Annotated in this window: 18 protein-coding genes; 16 read left to right on the forward strand and 2 right to left on the reverse strand. The window is 72.0% G+C overall.

Features of this window, described 5'->3' with window-relative positions; translation table 11 throughout:
- Positions 1-236: 236 nt before the first annotated feature.
- Positions 237-458: an MbtH family protein gene (locus tag ACIBVQ_RS33715; RefSeq protein WP_362911833.1), complete on the reverse strand. Its 222-nt coding sequence runs from the start codon at positions 456-458 to the stop codon at positions 237-239.
- Positions 459-1,082: 624 nt separating this feature from the next.
- Here ACIBVQ_RS33715 and ACIBVQ_RS33720 point away from each other — a divergent pair.
- Positions 1,083-1,601, forward strand: coding sequence for a YbhB/YbcL family Raf kinase inhibitor-like protein (locus ACIBVQ_RS33720; RefSeq protein WP_399182502.1), 519 nt, complete (start codon positions 1,083-1,085; stop codon positions 1,599-1,601).
- Positions 1,602-1,622: 21 nt separating this feature from the next.
- Here the strand turns inward: ACIBVQ_RS33720 and ACIBVQ_RS33725 are convergent, their stop codons facing one another.
- Positions 1,623-2,351, reverse strand: coding sequence for a haloacid dehalogenase-like hydrolase (locus ACIBVQ_RS33725; RefSeq protein ID WP_399182504.1), 729 nt, complete (start codon positions 2,349-2,351; stop codon positions 1,623-1,625).
- A 670-nt stretch (positions 2,352-3,021) separates the two neighbouring features.
- Here ACIBVQ_RS33725 and ACIBVQ_RS33730 point away from each other — a divergent pair.
- The 15 genes from ACIBVQ_RS33730 (at position 3,022) to ACIBVQ_RS33800 (ending at position 17,298) form a co-directional block, all read left to right on the forward strand.
- The gene (locus ACIBVQ_RS33730) at positions 3,022-3,837 is read left to right on the forward strand and encodes a 2OG-Fe(II) oxygenase family protein (RefSeq protein ID WP_352013246.1); all 816 of its coding nucleotides are present in this window, start codon (positions 3,022-3,024) and stop codon (positions 3,835-3,837) included.
- Positions 3,821-4,870 carry a hypothetical protein gene (locus ACIBVQ_RS33735; protein WP_352013247.1) on the forward strand — a complete coding sequence of 350 codons (1,050 nt, stop codon included), beginning with the start codon at positions 3,821-3,823 and terminating at the stop codon, positions 4,868-4,870. Before ACIBVQ_RS33730 ends, ACIBVQ_RS33735 begins: the two co-directional genes overlap by 17 nt.
- Entirely contained in the window at positions 4,863-5,741 is an 879-nt protein-coding gene (locus tag ACIBVQ_RS33740; protein WP_399182507.1) for a phosphotransferase family protein, read from the forward strand. Before ACIBVQ_RS33735 ends, ACIBVQ_RS33740 begins: the two co-directional genes overlap by 8 nt.
- Positions 5,738-6,913 carry a type III PLP-dependent enzyme gene (locus tag ACIBVQ_RS33745; RefSeq protein ID WP_399182509.1) on the forward strand — a complete coding sequence of 392 codons (1,176 nt, stop codon included), beginning with the start codon at positions 5,738-5,740 and terminating at the stop codon, positions 6,911-6,913. Before ACIBVQ_RS33740 ends, ACIBVQ_RS33745 begins: the two co-directional genes overlap by 4 nt.
- 5 nt (positions 6,914-6,918) lie before the next feature.
- Positions 6,919-8,121 (forward strand): hypothetical protein, encoded by a 1,203-nt coding sequence (locus tag ACIBVQ_RS33750; RefSeq protein WP_399182511.1) that lies wholly within the window; start codon positions 6,919-6,921, stop codon positions 8,119-8,121.
- Positions 8,118-9,041, forward strand: coding sequence for an NAD-dependent epimerase/dehydratase family protein (locus ACIBVQ_RS33755; RefSeq protein WP_399182513.1), 924 nt, complete (start codon positions 8,118-8,120; stop codon positions 9,039-9,041). The genes ACIBVQ_RS33750 and ACIBVQ_RS33755 overlap by 4 nt, the downstream gene beginning before the upstream one ends.
- Positions 9,020-9,331: a hypothetical protein gene (locus tag ACIBVQ_RS33760; RefSeq protein ID WP_399182515.1), complete on the forward strand. Its 312-nt coding sequence runs from the start codon at positions 9,020-9,022 to the stop codon at positions 9,329-9,331. Before ACIBVQ_RS33755 ends, ACIBVQ_RS33760 begins: the two co-directional genes overlap by 22 nt.
- Positions 9,303-10,946, forward strand: coding sequence for a GMC oxidoreductase (locus tag ACIBVQ_RS33765; RefSeq protein WP_399182517.1), 1,644 nt, complete (start codon positions 9,303-9,305; stop codon positions 10,944-10,946). Before ACIBVQ_RS33760 ends, ACIBVQ_RS33765 begins: the two co-directional genes overlap by 29 nt.
- A complete protein-coding gene (locus tag ACIBVQ_RS33770; RefSeq protein WP_399182519.1) occupies positions 10,943-11,884 on the forward strand; it encodes an ATP-binding cassette domain-containing protein in 942 nt (313 codons plus the stop codon). The genes ACIBVQ_RS33765 and ACIBVQ_RS33770 overlap by 4 nt, the downstream gene beginning before the upstream one ends.
- On the forward strand, positions 11,871-12,653 hold the full coding sequence (locus ACIBVQ_RS33775) for an ABC transporter permease (protein WP_399182521.1): 783 nt from the start codon (positions 11,871-11,873) through the stop codon (positions 12,651-12,653). The genes ACIBVQ_RS33770 and ACIBVQ_RS33775 overlap by 14 nt, the downstream gene beginning before the upstream one ends.
- An 11-nt stretch (positions 12,654-12,664) precedes the next feature.
- Complete coding sequence (locus tag ACIBVQ_RS33780; protein ID WP_362783829.1) at positions 12,665-13,675, forward strand: hypothetical protein; 1,011 nt, start codon at positions 12,665-12,667, stop codon at positions 13,673-13,675.
- Positions 13,645-14,199 carry a hypothetical protein gene (locus ACIBVQ_RS33785; protein ID WP_399182523.1) on the forward strand — a complete coding sequence of 185 codons (555 nt, stop codon included), beginning with the start codon at positions 13,645-13,647 and terminating at the stop codon, positions 14,197-14,199. Before ACIBVQ_RS33780 ends, ACIBVQ_RS33785 begins: the two co-directional genes overlap by 31 nt.
- A 48-nt stretch (positions 14,200-14,247) precedes the next feature.
- A complete protein-coding gene (locus tag ACIBVQ_RS33790) occupies positions 14,248-14,691 on the forward strand; it encodes an SRPBCC family protein (protein WP_352013258.1) in 444 nt (147 codons plus the stop codon).
- A gap of 73 nt (positions 14,692-14,764) precedes the next feature.
- Positions 14,765-16,054, forward strand: a complete 1,290-nt coding sequence (locus ACIBVQ_RS33795; protein WP_399182527.1) for an aspartate aminotransferase family protein — start codon at positions 14,765-14,767, stop codon at positions 16,052-16,054.
- Positions 16,051-17,298 (forward strand): acyl-CoA dehydrogenase family protein, encoded by a 1,248-nt coding sequence (locus tag ACIBVQ_RS33800; RefSeq protein ID WP_362911845.1) that lies wholly within the window; start codon positions 16,051-16,053, stop codon positions 17,296-17,298. Before ACIBVQ_RS33795 ends, ACIBVQ_RS33800 begins: the two co-directional genes overlap by 4 nt.
- Positions 17,299-17,306: the final 8 nt, after the last annotated feature.

Below are 17,306 nucleotides of genomic sequence, written 5' to 3' on the forward strand. Positions count from 1 at the left end.
CAGGCCAGGGCGTTGGCGCGGGCGTTGAGCTCCGCGGCGGTCAGGCGGGTGGTGCCGCAGACCACGGCTTCGGCGCCGGGGTCCGCCGCGACCCGCGCCTCGAACAACCGGGCGAGACTCTCACGGCGGGAAAGCGGGTTCATCGGGCCTCCTGGTTCATGACACGGCGACCAGGGAGCCGCCCGGCCGCCGACGGGACGGAACACGCCGGGCACGACCGGGAGCGGGGGCTCTTCTCATAAGGCCGGGAGACCTTCCCGCGACGCCGAGAGGCCGCGGGGCCGCATGTCGGTCCAGTTCGCCTCGACGAATTCAAGACAGTCCCGGCGGCTGCTTTCCCCGAGCGCCACCTCCCATCCCCTGGGAATTTCCTGGGAAAAAGGCCACAGGGAGTGCTGGCCCTCACCGTTGACCAGGACGAGGTAGCGCCCGTCTTCGTCCTCGAATGGATTGCTCATGGAAACTCCGTACTCTGGTGTGGTCCTTGGCGCCGACGCCGGGAGAACGCCGGAAGGACATCGGTGGAACGCCGGGAGGGCATGAACCACACCGCCCCCGGTAAGCTCGCGTTTGAATTCGGATTCGCCCGCGAGAGGAAAGTCAGAGAAGTCCGTCCCGTGTCCGCCCGGACGGTCACCCCTGGTAACCGGGCGTACGGCCGCCCGATACGAGCGGCGTGGGGCCGGAAGGAGAAGACCGGGGAGTCGCTCAGGAGGGCGGCGAGGCCGTACGGCACCTGCGACGCGCGGAATTTCTGAGGACAGGGCCGGGAAGAGCGCGGAACCGCGCCGAGGGCCGGGGGGAGGAAATGCCGTTTCCATCCTCGAATGGATTGCTCATGGAAACTCCGCGCTGTCGGATGCGGGTTTGTGAATCGTCTGGTCGGCCGGGCGCAGGATCGTCGCGTGACGCCGGGTGCCGACTGGCAACCCCGCTTTGCCATTGATGCTCCAAAAGCGGAGTATGCCCTCAGGTCCCATACAATTGTCAACCCTTGACAAAGGTTCCGGGCGGAGAAACAATCCACTGCCGGATGACGTCCGGCGGGAGGCCGGCGCTTCCCGAGGAGAAACGGAAGAACGATGGCCGAGCGTGCGCCGCTGCCCTATGCCCATCTGCGCCGGGTTCCGGCGTTCGAGGTCGTCAGCGACGACCTCGTGGACGGCGGGGTCCTGCCCGACGCGCACGTCTACGAGTCCGGCAACCTCTCCCCGCACCTGCGCTGGTCCGGCGCCCCCGAGGGGACGGTGAGCTACGCGGTCACCTGCTTCGACCCCGACGCGCCCACCTGCAGCGGCTGGTGGCACTGGCTGCTGGTCGACATCCCGGCGGAGGTGACCGAGCTGCCGCGCGGAGCGGGCAGCGGCGACATGAAGGGTCTGCCGGGCGGCGCGATCCACGGACGAAACGACTACGGCACCTTCGACTTCGGCGGGGCCGCCCCGCCTCCCGGGCCACCGCACCGCTACGTCTTCGCCGTCCACGCCCTCGGCGTGCGGAGCGCCGAGGTCACCCCCGGCCAGACGGCCGCGATCTTCTCCGGCACGATCAACCACCACGCCCTGGCCCGCGCGGTGCTCACCGTCGAGTACGGGATCTGAGACCCTCCCCGCGGAGGGCGGTCACCGGCCTGACGGCTCCGTTCGCCACGGCAGGACCGCGCAGTCGCCGTCGGTCCCGGCCATGATGCGCCTCAGATGGGGGGCCGACGGGCTGATCGCGAACCGGCGCCGGGCGGCGAGCAGCAGCGGCAGGTCGGCCGCGCTGTCGGAGTAGGCGTAGCCGAAGGGCACCGGTACCCCCGCCGCCCGCAGCATGAGCACCTTTCCCTCACCGAGGCAGCGCTCGCCGACCACGAGCCCGCCGAGCCGCCGCCTCTCCCGGGTGGCGACGATCTCCACGCCGTCCAGCCCGAGCTCGGCGCAGACCGCCCTGACGACGCGCGCCCCCGAGCCGCTGGCGATCACGACCCGGTCGCCCCGGGAGAGGTGTTCACGCAGCCGGTCCAGTCCCGCGCGCATCGGGTTGGCCGAACCCGCTCCCGCGTGCCCCGCCGCGAAGACGCCGGCCAGCCGGTCGAGTTCCGCGTCGTCGCTGCCGACGGTGGCGAACCAGCAGAGCCCCGACAGGGCGGCCCTGCGCGTCCTGACGTTGGGCAGCGCCCGCAACGTGGCGATCACCGGGAGGGCGGGAAGCAGGAGCGCGAGCCGCCACGGCCGCCGCCGCATCAGCCAGCGCAGGAACCACTCGCCGCACTCGCCCCTGACCAGGGTGCCGTCCAGGTCGAAGACGGCGATCACCGGCGCCTGCCCCGGGATGTCCCCGGATGCGGGGGAGAGGCTGTGGTCCACGGTCGGTTCCTTCGCGGGTCGCGGGGGAGGTCCGGAACGCTCCACACCGCCGGGGAGATCGCCGGGCCGGTGGAAGGTCCGTGACATGGACGGCCCGGGACACGCGTGGATGCGCGCGGGCACGCCGTCGGCCGGTCCGCCCTCGGTTCACCCTCGGTTCGCCCTCAAGGGGCCCGGCGCGCGATCAGTGTGCCATGCCGGAAGCCCGTTGACCATGGGGAAAACGCTTTGTTCCCTCCCTTGGACCGTTCTCATTAGTGACGCGAATAAATTATTAAAGTCCTGTCCGAAACCGGCGGTCCGGGTGGCGGTACGGGATGCCGTGAGGGGTGGGGACGCAGTTCCGGACCGACCGGAACGCCTCGGTCGTATCGTGTCCGGAATTGAGAGAGCGTTATCTGGAGAGTTCTCCGCTTGCGTCCGTAACCCAAAAACATGAGTTCCCCTCGCGTACGGCACATCCGAGTTGGTCTGCGGTCATTTAGGTGCGTAGCGAAGTCGCAACTTTGGGTGACTTTAATCTGAAAATTCACCATTTATTTGCTTTGATCACCTCCTATACACTCGCTCGCGGCGCTGGTCGGGAGACCAGTGACCGACGGCCGCGCGATCGCGCTCTGCCTGGCATTTGCCACCGCCAAACCTTCGTACGACGGGGGACATCCTCGAAATGCCACACAAGACCCTTGACTACGCTCGAGAACTACTCGGGGTCGGCTATGCGCGCATAACACTGGGCGCGAAGGAGGCCGCTCTCCTGGCCACCGCCCTGGACGAGTGCCGGCGCTTCTTCTCCCTGCCCGACGCGACCAAGGCGCGCTACTCAAGCGCCGACTGCAACTTCGGCTACCGCCCGCTCGGCATGGAGTACTCGATCACCGCGGACCGGCCGGACCTGAACGACTGCTTCACGCTGTGGTCGGACCGGCTCGACCTCGTGCCGAACTCCGCGGAGCTGACCTCCCTGACGGACGCGCTCCTGGCCTGGCGGAACCACCTGTCCGCGCTCGTCTCCGACGTCGTCGGCCACGTCGCGGGAATCATCGGGGACGCGCAGGCGCCCTCCTTCGAGGCGGCCTCCTACCTGCAGGTCAACAACTACACCCACGCGGACGGGGAGCGCGACCTGCTCCAGGACCGGCACGAGGACGGCCACCTGGTCACCGTCATCCACACCACCGCCCCCGGCCTTGAGATCTGGCCGGACGGGGAGTGCCTGCCGGTCGAGATGGCCCCCGACGAGGTCGTCCTGATGCCGGGCTCGGTCTTCGCCGAGCTCACCGGGGGAAAGGTCGGCGCGCTGGACCACCAGGTGCGCAACCTCGGCCTCGACCGGCGCATGTCCCTGATGTACTTCGTCAACCCCGAGCTGACCGAGCCCCTCTACCCCTGGGTGCGCACCGAGGGCGAGGCCCCCGCCGACCTGCGTGACAAGATCCGCAGTCACCCGGCGACCTTTGGACTCCCCCATGTCCCCGTCCTCTGACCTCCGTACCGTCCTCATCGTCGGCTCCGGCGACGGCACGGGACTGAACTTCTCCCGCTCGCTCGCCCTGGCCGGGGGATACCGGACCGTCGGCGTCGACACCACCCTTGAGGACTTCCACGCCAGCGAGGCGGACGCCCGCTACCTCGTCTCCTGGAACGACCCCGCCGACCTGGTGAAACAGGTCAACGACATCGCCGGGCGGGAGTCGGCCGACCTGATCTACGCCGCCGACACCAGCCCCGAACTGCTCGCCGTCGCCGAGTCCCGAGACGACCTCGTCGCGCCCACCCTCCTTCCCGACCGGGACGACCACCACAGGATGGAGGACAAGTGGGCCACCTGGCAGGCCCTCAGGCAGGCGGAGCTGCCCGTTCCCGACACCGTCCTGGTCGACTCACCGGCCGACCTGGAGGAGATCATGGCGCGCCACCCCAAGGTGTGGCTGCGCCGCCGCAGCGGCAGCGGGGGAGCGGGCTCCATCGCGACCGGGTCGATGCCGCTGGCCACGGCCTGGCTCGACGAGCACTCCGGCTGGGGCCACTTCACCGCGGCCGAGCACCTGTCCAAGCGGACCGCCACGCTCAGCGGGCTCTGGAACGACGGTGAGCTGGTCTGCTCCCAGCTCAGGGAACGGGTCTCCTGGAAGTACGCGACGCTGTCGGTCTCCGGCGTCACCGGCATCACCGGGGCGCAGCGCACCTTCTGGGACGAGGAACTGCACGAGCTGGCGCTGCGGTGCGTGCGGGCGGTCTGCGCGCGGCCGCACGGCATCATCGGCGTCGACTTCACCTACGGCCACGACGGCACGGCGCTGCCCACCGAGGTACAGCCCGCCAGGTTCTACTCGTCGATCTACTTCCTGGCCACGCTCGGCGTCAACATGCCCGACCTGTACTGCAGGCTCGCCCTCGACGGCGGCCACGGCCTGCCCGGCCCCGCGGCGAACCCCATCAGGGAGAGCCACTACTGGGTGAAGTCGGTCGACAAGCTCCCCCGGTTGCTCTCGCCCGAGGAGTTCGCCCGTGGGTGAGTGGACGCATCACGACCTGCGGCGGCTCTGCGCGGCCGGGCGGCCCATCACCAAGGGGCCGCTGAACAACACCTACGCCGCGACCCTCGGCGGAAGAGCGGTGTTCGTCAGGCACCGGGTCCTGGACGACCCCTGCTACGGCCAGACCTTCGCCGGGGAGCGCCTCGTCGGTCCCCTGCTGCCCGGCCGGATCAGGGTGCCCGAGATCCTGCAGGTCGTCCCGGACGAACAGGGTGACGACCGGTTCGCCGTCTTCGAGTTCGTCGACGGTCACACCCCCGACTGGGACGACCCCGAGGTGCTGACCGCGCTGGCCGACCGGCTCCTCGACGTGCACGCGATCCCCGCCGACGGTCTCGGCGACGTCGGCGGGCCGCTCAGCCGTACGGCGGTGCCCGCCTACCTGCTCGGCCTGCTGCGGCGCGAGTGCGAGCTGCTGCCCGACCACGCGGGCGAGCTCACCGGCGCGGCCGACCTGCTCACCGGCGCGATGGCCTGCTTCGAGGACGAACGGCCCTGCCTGTGCCACGGCGACGTGCACCGGGGCAACTGGCTGGTCGACCGGTCGGGGGAGCTGTGGACGCTCGACTGGGAGGCGGCGCGGTTCCGGGTCGCGGCGGCGGACTTCAACCAGATGCGCGCCGACTGGCTGACGGCCGCGCAGGAGGAGACCGTCCTGTCGCGCTACCTGGAACGATCCGGAAGGGACCGGGCCGTCTTCACCCGGCAGATCGCGATCCTGCGCCTGCTGTGGCACCTGCGGACCTACAACTTCCAGGTCCTGGTCAGAGGCCGTTCCCCGCGGCGGCACCTGGAGAACCTGGAGGCCGCGCGCGCCCTCCTCGGAGAGATCCTGGGAGAGGGCCCGTGACGATCCCCGCGCACCTGACACCCGCCGTGCCCGTCTCCGGCGACGCCGGCCTGGCCACCCCCTGCCTGATCCTCGACGAGGACCTCGTCACCGCCGCCTTCACCGGCTTCCGCGCGGCCTTCCCCTCGGTCGGCGTCCACTACGCGGTCAAGTGCAACCCCGACCCGGCGCTGCTGCGGCACCTGCGGGGGCTCGGCTGCGGCTTCGAGATCGCCTCCCACCCCGAACTCGAACTGCTCACGAGCGTGGGCGTCGACCCGGCCGAGGTGCTCTACAGCAATCCCGTACGGCCCCGCGAGCACATCTCCCGCTGCCACGACGCCGGAGTGTGGCGTTTCTGTGTCGATTCGCCGCACGAAATGGCGAAACTGTCACAGGCGGCGCCGGGAGCGCACGTCTACGCCAGGCTCGGCACCGGCCAGGCGGCCAGCGTCGTGCCGAGCGAGGGGAAATTCGGCGTCTCGAAGGACGATGTCTGCGACCTTCTCCTCGGCGCCGGAAAAATGGGGTTGAAACCCCATGGAATCGCCTTTCACGTCGGTTCCCAGATGACGGATCCGCACGCTTGGGACGCTCCGCTGCGCGACGCGGCCGAAATCATGGAACGGCTCGCCGAAAAAGGCGTGAGAATCGCCATGCTCGACATCGGCGGCGGATTTCCGGCGCGCTATGACAAGCCGGTCCCCGGCATCGGGGAATTCGGACGGCACATAACCGGTCTCCTCAGTGCGCTGCCGTACCCCGTCGAGGTCGTCGCCGAGCCGGGACGCGCGCTGGTCGCCGAGGCCGGGGTCATGGTCTGCCGGGTCCTGCAGGTCGTCCGCAGGGGCGGGACCTGGTGGGCCCACACCGACCTGGGCGTCTTCAACGGGATGATGGAGGTCTTGGAGACCGCGGGCGCGCTGGTCTACCCGATCTCCGGAGAGCGGGAGAGCGGCCCGCCGCGCAGGTACAACGTCACCGGGCCCACCTGCGACAGCCAGGACACCTTCGCGACCGGCGTCGAGCTGCCCGAGGACCTGGCCGAGGGCGACCTGCTGTTCGTCGGCTCGGCGGGCGCGTACACCACCGCCTACTCCTCGCAGTTCAACGGCTTCTCCACACCCCACACCGTGCTGCGCCGCCCGTCGGGCCCCCGCGTGACCACCGACCGTCCCGAGTTCGGAGAGTGAGACAAGTGAGTGCTCTGACCGGCGCCGAGGAACTGCTCGGCGACGTCGAGGACGCCGCGGCCAAGGCCCGGTGCGAGGTCGCCGCGGCCTGGAACGTCGCGGGCCTCGAACTGGACGTGCGCTGCGGTGACCAGACCCTGTTCGAGGCCCTGCACGCCTACCTCGGCTCGCACACGGGCCCGCCCGCGGGGGGACGTCCCGACGTCGAGATGACGTTCGTCGCGGACGACGCCCTGGTGCGGCGCCTTGAGGAGGCCGCCGCCCGGCTGGCCGCCCCGGCGCCCGCGATGATCTCCTACTGCAGCACGGAGAAGGGCAGGCTCCCCGTCGAGCACTGGCGGGCGGGGGAGGCCGTGCTGCTGCGCACGGTGAAGACCCCCACCTGGCTGCTGGCCGACGCGGGCTACACCCGCCTGACGTTCGTCGTCGGCGGCGCCTACCCGGCCGCGCCGACCGTCCACAAGGACCTGGCGCTGCTGATCCTGCACGTCATCCAGCGCACCCTGGAGGTTCGCGGGCAGCTGCAGGTCCACGCCTCGGCCGTCGTCGTCGACGGCAGGGCCGTCCTGTTCTCCGGGCCGAAGCGCTCGGGCAAGACGACCTGCTTCCTCGACGCGATCGTCAGGACCGGCGCCAGGCCGCTGTCGGTCGACAAGGTCCACCTGGCCGAGGACCCGGCCACCGGGCGGCTGCGGGTCTTCGGCATCCCCACCCGCCTGCGGGTCCTGGCGGGCACGCTGCAGAAGTATCCGGGAAGCTGGGACACCTTCATCCCCGAGGACTACCGGGGGGTCGACGAGGAGCGCCTGTGGCGCGGCGAGAGCGACTCCAAGGTGACCGTCCCGCTGACCAGCCTGCGTTCGATCACCGGCGCCGACTTCGAGCTGAGCGCGCCGCTCGGCATGATCGTGCTGCCGGACGTCGCCAGGGGACGCGACCCCCTGCTGCGCGAGGTCACGGACCCCGGGGAGATCGCCTCCCTCATGCGGCCCAACGTCTACACCCCGGACAACCCGGAGGAGGACTGGTGGTCCGGGATCGGCGAGCACCTGGCCGCCGACCTCAGGGCGCGGGCCGAGGCGTTCCTGACGGGCGTCGGTTCCAGGGTGCCGATCCTGCGTCTTGAGGGAGCAGAGCGGATCGACCACCTGCTCCAGGACGCCTGGCGCAGGCTCGCCGCCGTACCCGTCACCGTTCCGGGCCCATGACCAGGGCACTGGTGCTCGGCGGCACCCGGTTCGTCGGGCGGGCGGTGGTCGAGGCGCTGCTGCCCTCCTGCGAGGTGACCGTGCTCAACCGGGGGACACGGCCGCTGTGGGACTCCAGGATCGTCCAGGTCGTCGCCGACCGGCGGGACGCGGCCTCGACGCGCGCCGTCCTGCGCGGGAGCTACGACGTGGTCGTGGACGTCTCGGGCACCGAGCCGGTCCACGTGCGCAACGTCCTGGACACGCCCGCCGTGGCCGGGGCCGTCCGGTACGTCTACGTCAGCTCGGCCGCGGTCTACCGGCGTGGGCACGCGGGCCCGCCCTTCCACGAGGACGACCCGGCGGACGGCGACCCCGCCTGGGGCGGCTACGGCGAGGACAAGGCGCGGTGCGAGCGGCTGCTGTCCGGCCTGCCCGGCCTGACGGTCCTGCGGCCGCCCTACGTGTACGGCCCGCGCAACACCGAGCCGAGGGAGAGCTTCCTGTGGGCCAGGATGCTCACCGGGCAGCCGATCTTCGTGCCGGGCGACGGCCGTACCGGGATCCAGTTCTGCCACGTCCGCGACCTGGCGGAGACCGTGGCCGCGGCGTGCGCCGGGACGCCTCCCCCCGGCGTCTACAACGTCGGCGGGCCGGGGAGTTGCTCCTTCACCGACTATCTCGGCCTGCTCGCGGAGATCGCCGGGACCGGGCACAGGGCGGTGCACGTCCACGACGAGGAGGTCCCGGCACGGGCCTACTTCCCCTTCCGCGACCTGGAGCTGACGCTCGACACCACCCGTCTCGACCGGACGGGAGCGGGGGCGGCCACCCCGCTCGCCGACGGCCTGCGCGAGACGCTGGCGTGGCTGCGCGCGCACGGCTCCCTGGCCGACGAGCCCACCGAACAGGAGAAGAAATGGCGAGCGACGACGCTCTAGCGGACGTCGTGGCGGCCGTACTGGACGCCTACGGCCTGCCTGAGGCGTCCCTGGAGCCGCTCGCCGGGCAGGTGCTCACGGCGGCGCGGGAGCGCGGGCTCGGCTCGGCGGACCTGGCCGGGGCGGACGTACGCGGCTGGGAGGACCTCAGGCGCGTCCTCGACGGCCCCGACGAGCGGGCCCGCGCGTCCGCCGAGTCGGTGTGCGCCTGCGTCAACGACGTGCTGTTCTCATCCCCGCGCTGGCGGAGGGAGGTTGGCTATGAGCACCCGATGGACGAGCTCGGCTGACGCGGTCGTCGTCGGTTTCGGGCTCACCGGCGCCCCCGTCCTCGAACGGCTGCTCGGCGCCTCCGGCGCCGGCGACGTCGCCGTCCTCGACCGGGGCGCCTTCTGGGAGCCGGAGGGCCACGCCTTCCCCGGCGAGCGAAGCCTGATCCTCGACCGCCCGCTCACCGTCGACCCCCGGGAGGACCACGTGCTCCTGCGGACCCCCGGCGCGGGCCCGGCGCGGCTGCGCAAGTGGTGGGCCTCCCGGCTCGCCGGCGGCGGCTCCTGGCTCTGGTACGGCCAGCTGTCCCGCTTCCGCCCCAGTGACCTGCGGATGCGTTCGGCGTACGGCGGCGCCCTCGGCCCCGAGGTGCGCGACTGGCCCATCGACTTCGCCGAACTCGACCGGGCCTACGCCCACATCCAGGGGAGGCTGCGGCCCTTCGGCTGCGCCTACGGCCACACCGAGGCCGCCTACCGGGACTTCGACGGCGGGCCGTACCTGGAGAGGCCGGGGCCGAGTCACCTCGAACGGCTGATGGTCGACCGGCTCGGCCGTGACGGCCTGAACGCCTACGTCGGGCAGAGCTGCCTGGGCGGGCGCGCCTGGGACACCTGCCCGGTCTCGCCCGTCACCGGGCGCGCCGCCGAACGCGGCCGACCGATGCTGGCCCGCCCCAACTGGTACGTCGACCTGTACGGCACGCTGCGCGAGGACCCCAGGGTGCGCCTGCTCGGCGGCTGCTACGTCTCCCGCGTCCTGGTCGACGGGGGAGTCGTCCAGGGCGTGGAGTACCTCCAGCGCGACGACGCCGGAGACCTGCGGACCCGGCGGATCAGGTGCGGCACCGTGGTGCTCGCCCCGGGCGCCCTGGAGACCAACCGCATCCTGCTCAGCTCGGACCTGCCCGACCGCAACGGCCTGCTCGGCAGGCGCTTCACCTTCACCCTGGAACGCACCGCCTACCTGGTGACCGCGGAACCGCGCGAGCGGGACCTGGCCGACCGACTGGCGGGACTCTACGGAAACGTCGTGATCAAGGACTTCTACGACCTCGGGGAGACGGGCCCGCTGCGCAAGGGCGGCAAGTTCGCCCTCTACGACGCCTACGTCGCCGAGTCACCGGCCAGGCACGTCCGCAACCTGCGGATGCGCGGCCCGGAACTGGCCCGCTTCCTGCGGGCGGAACGCGGGCACTACGTGGTCAAGGTGAGCTTCAAGGGCGAGTCACTGCCCTCGGCGGGCAAGTTCGTCTCACTCAGCGCCCGCAGGAACGCCTTCGGCGCCAGGGTGCCGACGGTGACCTACACCCCCCACCCGGCCGACCTGCTCCTGCAGGAACGCGTCACCGCCATCCTCCCCAGGATCGGGCGTGCCCTCGGCGCCGTCGAGACCCGGGTGCACCCCGTCCCCTCCGGCGAGGACCTGGTCTCCGCGCACCACCACGGCGGCGCGGTCTTCGGCGACGACGCCGCGCAGGCCGTACTGGACCGCGACTGCGAGTGCTTCGAGGCCAGGGGGCTGTTCGTGGCCGACTCCAGCTTCATGCCGACCTCGGGCGCGACCAACTCGTCCCTGACCGCCATGGCGAACGCCCACAGGGTGGCCGGCGTCGTCGCGGCGCGGCTGTCATGAGCGGCCTCACCCGCGAGGGCGGGACCCCCGCGGACCAGGCCACCGGGGACCACCTGCTGGCCGTCACGGACCTGTCCTTCGCCTACGGCGACTCCCCGCCGGTCCTCACCGGCGTCACGCTGCGGCTGCGCGGGGGCCAGGTGCTGGGCGTCCTCGGCCGCAACGGCGCGGGCAAGAGCACCCTCATCAACGCGATCCTCGACATCGTGCCCGGCAGGCGCGCCGGAGAGGTCGTCCTCGGCCAGGAGGGGACGGGCGGGGACACCCGGCGGCACGTCGGCGTCGCCGGCCAGCGCATCTCCCTCTACAAGAAGCTCACCGTCGCCGAGAACCTCACCCACGCCGCCAGGCTCGTCCTGCCGCGCGGGCGGGTCGCCGCCGCGACGGAACGGGCGATCGAGGACTTCGGCCTGGCGAAGGTCGCGCGGACCCCGGTGCACCGCCTTTCGGGAGGGTGGGAGCGGCTGTCCCACATCGCGGCGAGCTTCGTCCACGCCCCAAGGCTCCGTTTCCTCGACGAGCCGACCAGCGCGCTCGACTTCGAGACCAGGACCAGGCTGGTCGCCCTGATGGCCCGGTGGCGCCAGGACGGCGACGCGATGATCGTCACCTCGCACTACCCCGAGGACATCGAGGAGACCTGCACCCACGTCGCGGTCGTCTCCGGCGGCACCGTCGTCGGCGTCGGCCCGCTGCGGGACCTGCTCGGCGGCTACCACAGCGAGCTGCTCATGCGGGTCGGCGGCGAGGACGGCCCGCTGACGCTGCGCGCCCCGGCCCCCGGGACGGTCGGGCAGGCCGCCGAGACCCTCGCCCGCTGGGCGCGGGAGGGCCACGCCGCCTCCGCCGTCGAGTCCGTACGGCTGACCAGCAGGAACCTGCGGGAGATCATCTCCCTGGACCCCGAACTACGCGGGAGCGTCGGTGAGAACGACTGAGGGCTCTACCAAGGACAGGGCCGGGTTCTGGTCGGTCGCCGCGGGCTACGCCACGACCGAACTGCTCGTGCTGTGGCGGATGCGCACCCCGCTGGTCTTCATGTTCGCGGTGCCCGCCACCCTGGCCCTGACCCTCGGCTCCGCCGTGGCGGGGGAGGGCAGCCACGGGCGCGCCATGCTCGGCATCGCGGTCATGTTCAGCTTCACCACCACCCACTACACGGGCCTGGCGCTGTTTCGCGAGTTCGGCAGCAACACCTGGGTGCGGCAGGCGCTCCACCGGCCCCCCAGGGGCGCCTTCCTGCTCGGCAAGATCCTGCCCATCGCGGGGATCGGCCTGACGCAGCTGAGCCTGTTCACCGCCATCGCCGTCGTCTTCTACGGCACGCCCGTCCACGGCTCGGTGTGGCAGCTGCTCGCGATCGCGGTCACGCTGCTCAGCGTCAGCTGCGCCATGGGGGTGGTGCTCTATCTCGTCACCGCCGACACCTCGACCTTCGAGAGCCTGTTCTACATCTTCCTGATCACCGCGGGCAGTGTCGGCGGCGCGATCGTGCCCGACGGGAACCTGCCCGCCCTGTCCAGGGCCGTCGGTGTGCTGACCCCGCACCACTGGGCCCTGCGCGCTTTGGACGAGGCGACCTCGGGGCGGGGGGAGTGGGGTCCGGTCCTGCAGTCGATCGGCGTCCTGGGCTGCTGCGCCGTGGTCCTGGGGGCCGTCGCCGCGACGGCCTTCGACTACCGGCGCCAGAAATACGACCTGTACTAGAAGGAGACCCCTTGACATCGCCTGACGACATGGCGCGATATCTCGGCGCGCGCCTGGCCGCGCACGGCAGGACGACCGGCGACCTCGTCGCGGAGGTGGACACCAGCTTCGGCGAGCCCCTGCTGATGTCGGCGGCCGGCTCGGTGGTGCACGGGTTCGGCACCCCGATGAGCGACGTCGACGTCCACGTCGTCGTCGAGAGCACGAAGGTGACGGGCCTGCCCATCACCTCCTTCAGCCTCGGCGTCGCCGTCGACGTCAACTACATCAGGGCCGACTCGATCCGGCGCGCGGCCGACGCCCTGAGCGCCCCCGGCGAAACGGCGAAGGCGGACCGCTCCGCCTGGCGGGACTACCGCAGGAAGCTCGCCCAGCTCAACCGGCTGATCCTCGGCCTGCCGCTGCGGGGAGACCAGGACTGGCTCGACTGGCAGCGCGAGCGGCGCAAGCCCGTCGCCGACGCGACGGTCCGCTGGTGGCGGACGGAGGCGGTGCGCTACCGGCTGGCCTGCGAACTGCTGCGCGAGACCAGGCCGCTGGCCGCGGCCGAACGGCTCGGCAGGGCCGGGGTCGCCGCGCTCGACGCGCTGGCCACCGCCAGGGGCGAGCTGTGCTTCGGGCAGAAGTGGGTCGGAGCCAAACTCGACCGGCTCGGCGACACCGAACTGGCCGCGCTGTACGGGCGCTTCCTCGACCTGCCCGCCGGAACCGGGGACGCCCACGACTACCTGCGCCGCACCGGGGAGCTCTTCGACGGGCTGGCGGCCAGGCTCGACCTGCCGGACGACCCGGCGGTGTGCCTGACCCCCGCCGCGGGGCTGAAGACCTGGCACACCCACGGCGGGCGCGCCCTCGTCCACCGGTGGGCGCTGCGCGGGGCCGAGGGGCCGGAGCGGGAGCTCGCCCCCCTCGGCGAACCCGGCTGGAGCTGGACCGGCGCGAGCACGGAGATGACGCGGACGCACCGCGAGCTGGCACGGGAGGACCTGCTGTGGCTTTCGATCGACTGGAGCACGACGTGAACGACGAGAGCCGCGAGACGGGCCTGACCCCGGTGCGGGACCCGCGCAGATGGGCCGCCCACGAGTGCTTCGGCGTCTTCGAGCTGCTCTTCGAGGTCCACGCCAGCTACGAGGACCTGCTCGGCACCCTCGACGAGGGGCTCCTGCAGGTGGCGAGGTTCGTCGCCAGGGACACCGTCGTGCGCGCGCTGGCCGTACGGTCCCTGCTGCGGGAGGGGCTGCCGCCCGACGAGCACGACGTGCTGGCCGACCCGTACGCGGGACTCGACGAGGAGGAGATCGAGCGCGGCCTGTCGGCGGCCCGCGCCGTGGCGCTGGCCGCCGACGTCCCCGCCGCCCGCGAGGCCGCGGCCAGGGTGGGCGACTACGTCGCCGAACTGGAGCGCGACCTCGGCTTCACCACGCCCCCCGCCTCGATCCGCGGGCCCTCCGGACTGTTCCCCGCGCTCAGGCTCACCAGGACGCTGCTGCCCCTCAACGAGGCCTCAGGACTGCCCACCGCGTTCCCCGCGGCCTGGTCCTGACGCCCCCGAACCCGCCCGCCGAAGAGAGAAGAGACGACAGTGCCCACCGTGACGACGACGCACACGAGCGCCGAGCCCGCCCAGCGGATCTGGGAGGTGCTGCTCGACTGCGAGGACTACCCCACCTACATGGACGAGGTGGTCGACGTGACGATCCTCGACCAGTCGGAGACGGGCAGGACCAGCCGATGGGCGGTGCTGCTGAAGGGCTCCGAACTGGAGTGGGTCGAACGGGACAACGTGGACCACGAGCGCCGCAGGATCGAGTTCGAGCAGATCGAGGGGGACCTGGCCTACTTCGACGGCTACTGGCAGGTCACCGACGACGGCGCCGGACGGACGACGATCGAGCTGCACGTCGAGTTCGACATCGGCATCCCGCTCATGGCGGACATGCTCAACCCGGTCGCGGCCCGCGCCCTTGAGGAGAACTCCAGGGCCATCCTGACCCGGCTGAGCACCCGCAACAGCGACGTCAGTCCCGTCGCCTGACCGCGCCTGACCGCACGGCACAACGCGGGTCCGTGTTCTCACCGGGCACGCAGAAGGTAAGGAAAGGGAAACGTTGGATCGCCACGTGCTGGAACCGTCCGCCCCGCCGGGGGCCGCGGCTCCCGACATCGCACGGGTCACCTTCCGCAGGATTCAGCGGCACATGTCCCCGGGGATCGCACTGAGCGGCAAGTTCGCCGGCCAGGGCGCGGTCGAGGAGAGCGCCTCGGGCTGCGAGGTGCTCCTGTCGGACGGCCGCTCGGTCCTGGACTTCGGCTCCTACGCGGTGACCCTCCTGGGCCACCGCAACCCGGCCGTCGTGGACGCCGTACGGCGCCAGCTCGACGTCATGCCGACCTCCACCAGGAGCCTGGCCAGCCCGGTCTCCGCCCTGGCGGCCGAACAGGTCAGCGAGTATCTCGGCGGCGGCCTGAACCGGGTCTACTTCGGCATCAACGGCGCCGACGCCGTCGAGGCCGCGGTGAAGCTCGCCCGCCTGGCGACCGGCAGGCGCGTCGTCGTCGCGGTCGAGGGCGGCTACCACGGCAAGTCGCTCGGCGCGCTCGGCCTGACCCACCACGACCGTTTCCGCGACGGCCTGACCGGGCTGCTCGACGGTGTGCTGCACGTCGCCCCCGACGACCCGGAGGCGGTGGCGCGGGTGACGGCCGAGACCGACGTCGCGGCGATCGTCTTCGAACCCGTGCAGGGGGAGAACGGCGTGCGCCCGCTGGAGACCGAGGTGCTGCGGCGCTGGAGCGCCGACGCCAGGCGGGCGGGCGCCTTCACGGTCTCCGACGAGATCCAGTGCGGCCTGCGGCGCTGCGGCGACCCCTCGGTCGCGCTCGCGGCCGGGATCGAGGTGGACGCGGTGCTGCTGGGCAAGCCGCTCGGCGGCGGCGTCGTGCCGGTCTCCGCCCTGGTCTGCTCCGACGCCCTCTACGAGCCGCTGCTGAAGGACCCGTTCCGGCACACCGCGACCTTCGGCGGACACCCCCTGGCGACGGCCGCGGTCCCGGCCGCGCTGGCCGAGATCGAGGCCGCGGCGGACAACGGCGCCGAGCTGGCCCGGCTGATGGAACAGGGCCTGCGGACGCTGCGCGAGGACAATCCCGGGCTGGTCGCCGACGTCCGCGGCAGAGGACTGCTGTGGGGCGTCGACTTCGCCGGGACCGAACTGGCGGGCGAGGTCCAGATGGGACTGGCCAGACGCGGCCTGCTGGTCTCCCCGTGCCTGAGCAGGCCGCGGACCCTTCGGCTGCTCCCGCCGCTGGTGGCGGGCCCGGCCGAGGTCGGACGGGCGATGGCCGTACTCGACGACGCGCTGAAGGAGGCCGGGGCGGCATGGGGAGGACGCGGGTGAGCACGACGGCGAGCACCGGCCTCCCGTCCGGTGAGCTGTGGCCGGACGTCGGCGCCCTCATGCCCGCAGACGCCCTGGAGAGCATCGCGGCGGGCGCGGCGGCGGCCGACGAGAGCGGCCGCCCCGACCCGGCGAGCCTCGACCTGCTGCGGAGGATCGGCTGGCCCGCCCTCGCGATCCCCACGGACTTCCAGGGCAAGGGCGCGAGCCTGCTGGAGTCGTGCGCCGCGCAGCGCCTGCTCGGCAGGGCCGACCCGGCGCTCGCGGTCGCGGTGAACATGCACATCTTCACCATCGGCCTGACGGTCGAGCACTGGCGGCGCAACACCGACGTGTCGTGGCTGCTCATCGAGGCCATCGCGACCCAGAACCGGCTGGTCGCCTCCGCCTTCGCCGAACCCAACCTGGGCGGCTCGGCGACCAGGTCCACACTGACCGCCGAGCGGGTGCCCGGCGGCTGGGAGGTGACCGGCAGGAAGTACCCGTGCTCGCTGGCCGCGGAGGCGGACCTGGTCTGCCTCCAGGTGGCCGCCCCGGGCCAGGACGGCGCCGCCCCGCAGGTCCTGGTCGCGATGCTGCCGACCAACGCCCCCGGGCTGAGCGTGGTGGAGAACTGGGACGCGATGGGCATGCGCGGCTCCGCCTCCAACACCCTGGTGCTCGACCGCTGTGTGATCCCCGACGAACTGGTCTTCTACCAGGCCCCCGCGGGCGCCGAGGACGACGACGTCCTGGCGGCGGGCGTCATCTGGTTCTCGCTGACCGCGACCGCGGTCTACCTCGGGCTGGCCGAGTCGGCCCTGGGTGCCGGGCGCGACCTGCTCGGCACCCAGCGGATCGCGCACCTGGGCAGCACCAGGGCGCGGCTGCCGAGCTACCAGGCGGCGCTCGGCGACCCGTACGCGGCGCTGCTGACCCTGGAGGCGGGCTGCGCGGCCGTCGCCGCCGGGATGGACGCCGGCGCCGACCCGCAGCGGCTCCTGCCCGCCGCGCTCGCGGTCAAGCAGCAGGCGGTGCGTACGGTGCCCGACCTCGTCTCGGCGATCGCCGAGGCGTGCGGCGGGGCGTCCTACGCCAGAGGGGGCGTGCTGGCGCGGCTGTGGCGGGACGCCCAGGCCGTCCGTTTCCACCCGCCGACCCCCGTCGCGACCCGGCAGTTCCTCGGCAGGCGCGCGCTGGGCGTGCCCGCCTCGCTCGACCTGGACGAGTGCGCGCCGTCCCTGGCCCCCAAGCACCACACCTGATGAGAGAA

Origin of the sequence: Streptosporangium sp. NPDC049376, assembly GCF_044466505.1 — a bacterium.
In the GTDB taxonomy this organism is placed as follows: Bacteria; Actinomycetota; Actinomycetes; order Streptosporangiales; family Streptosporangiaceae; genus Streptosporangium.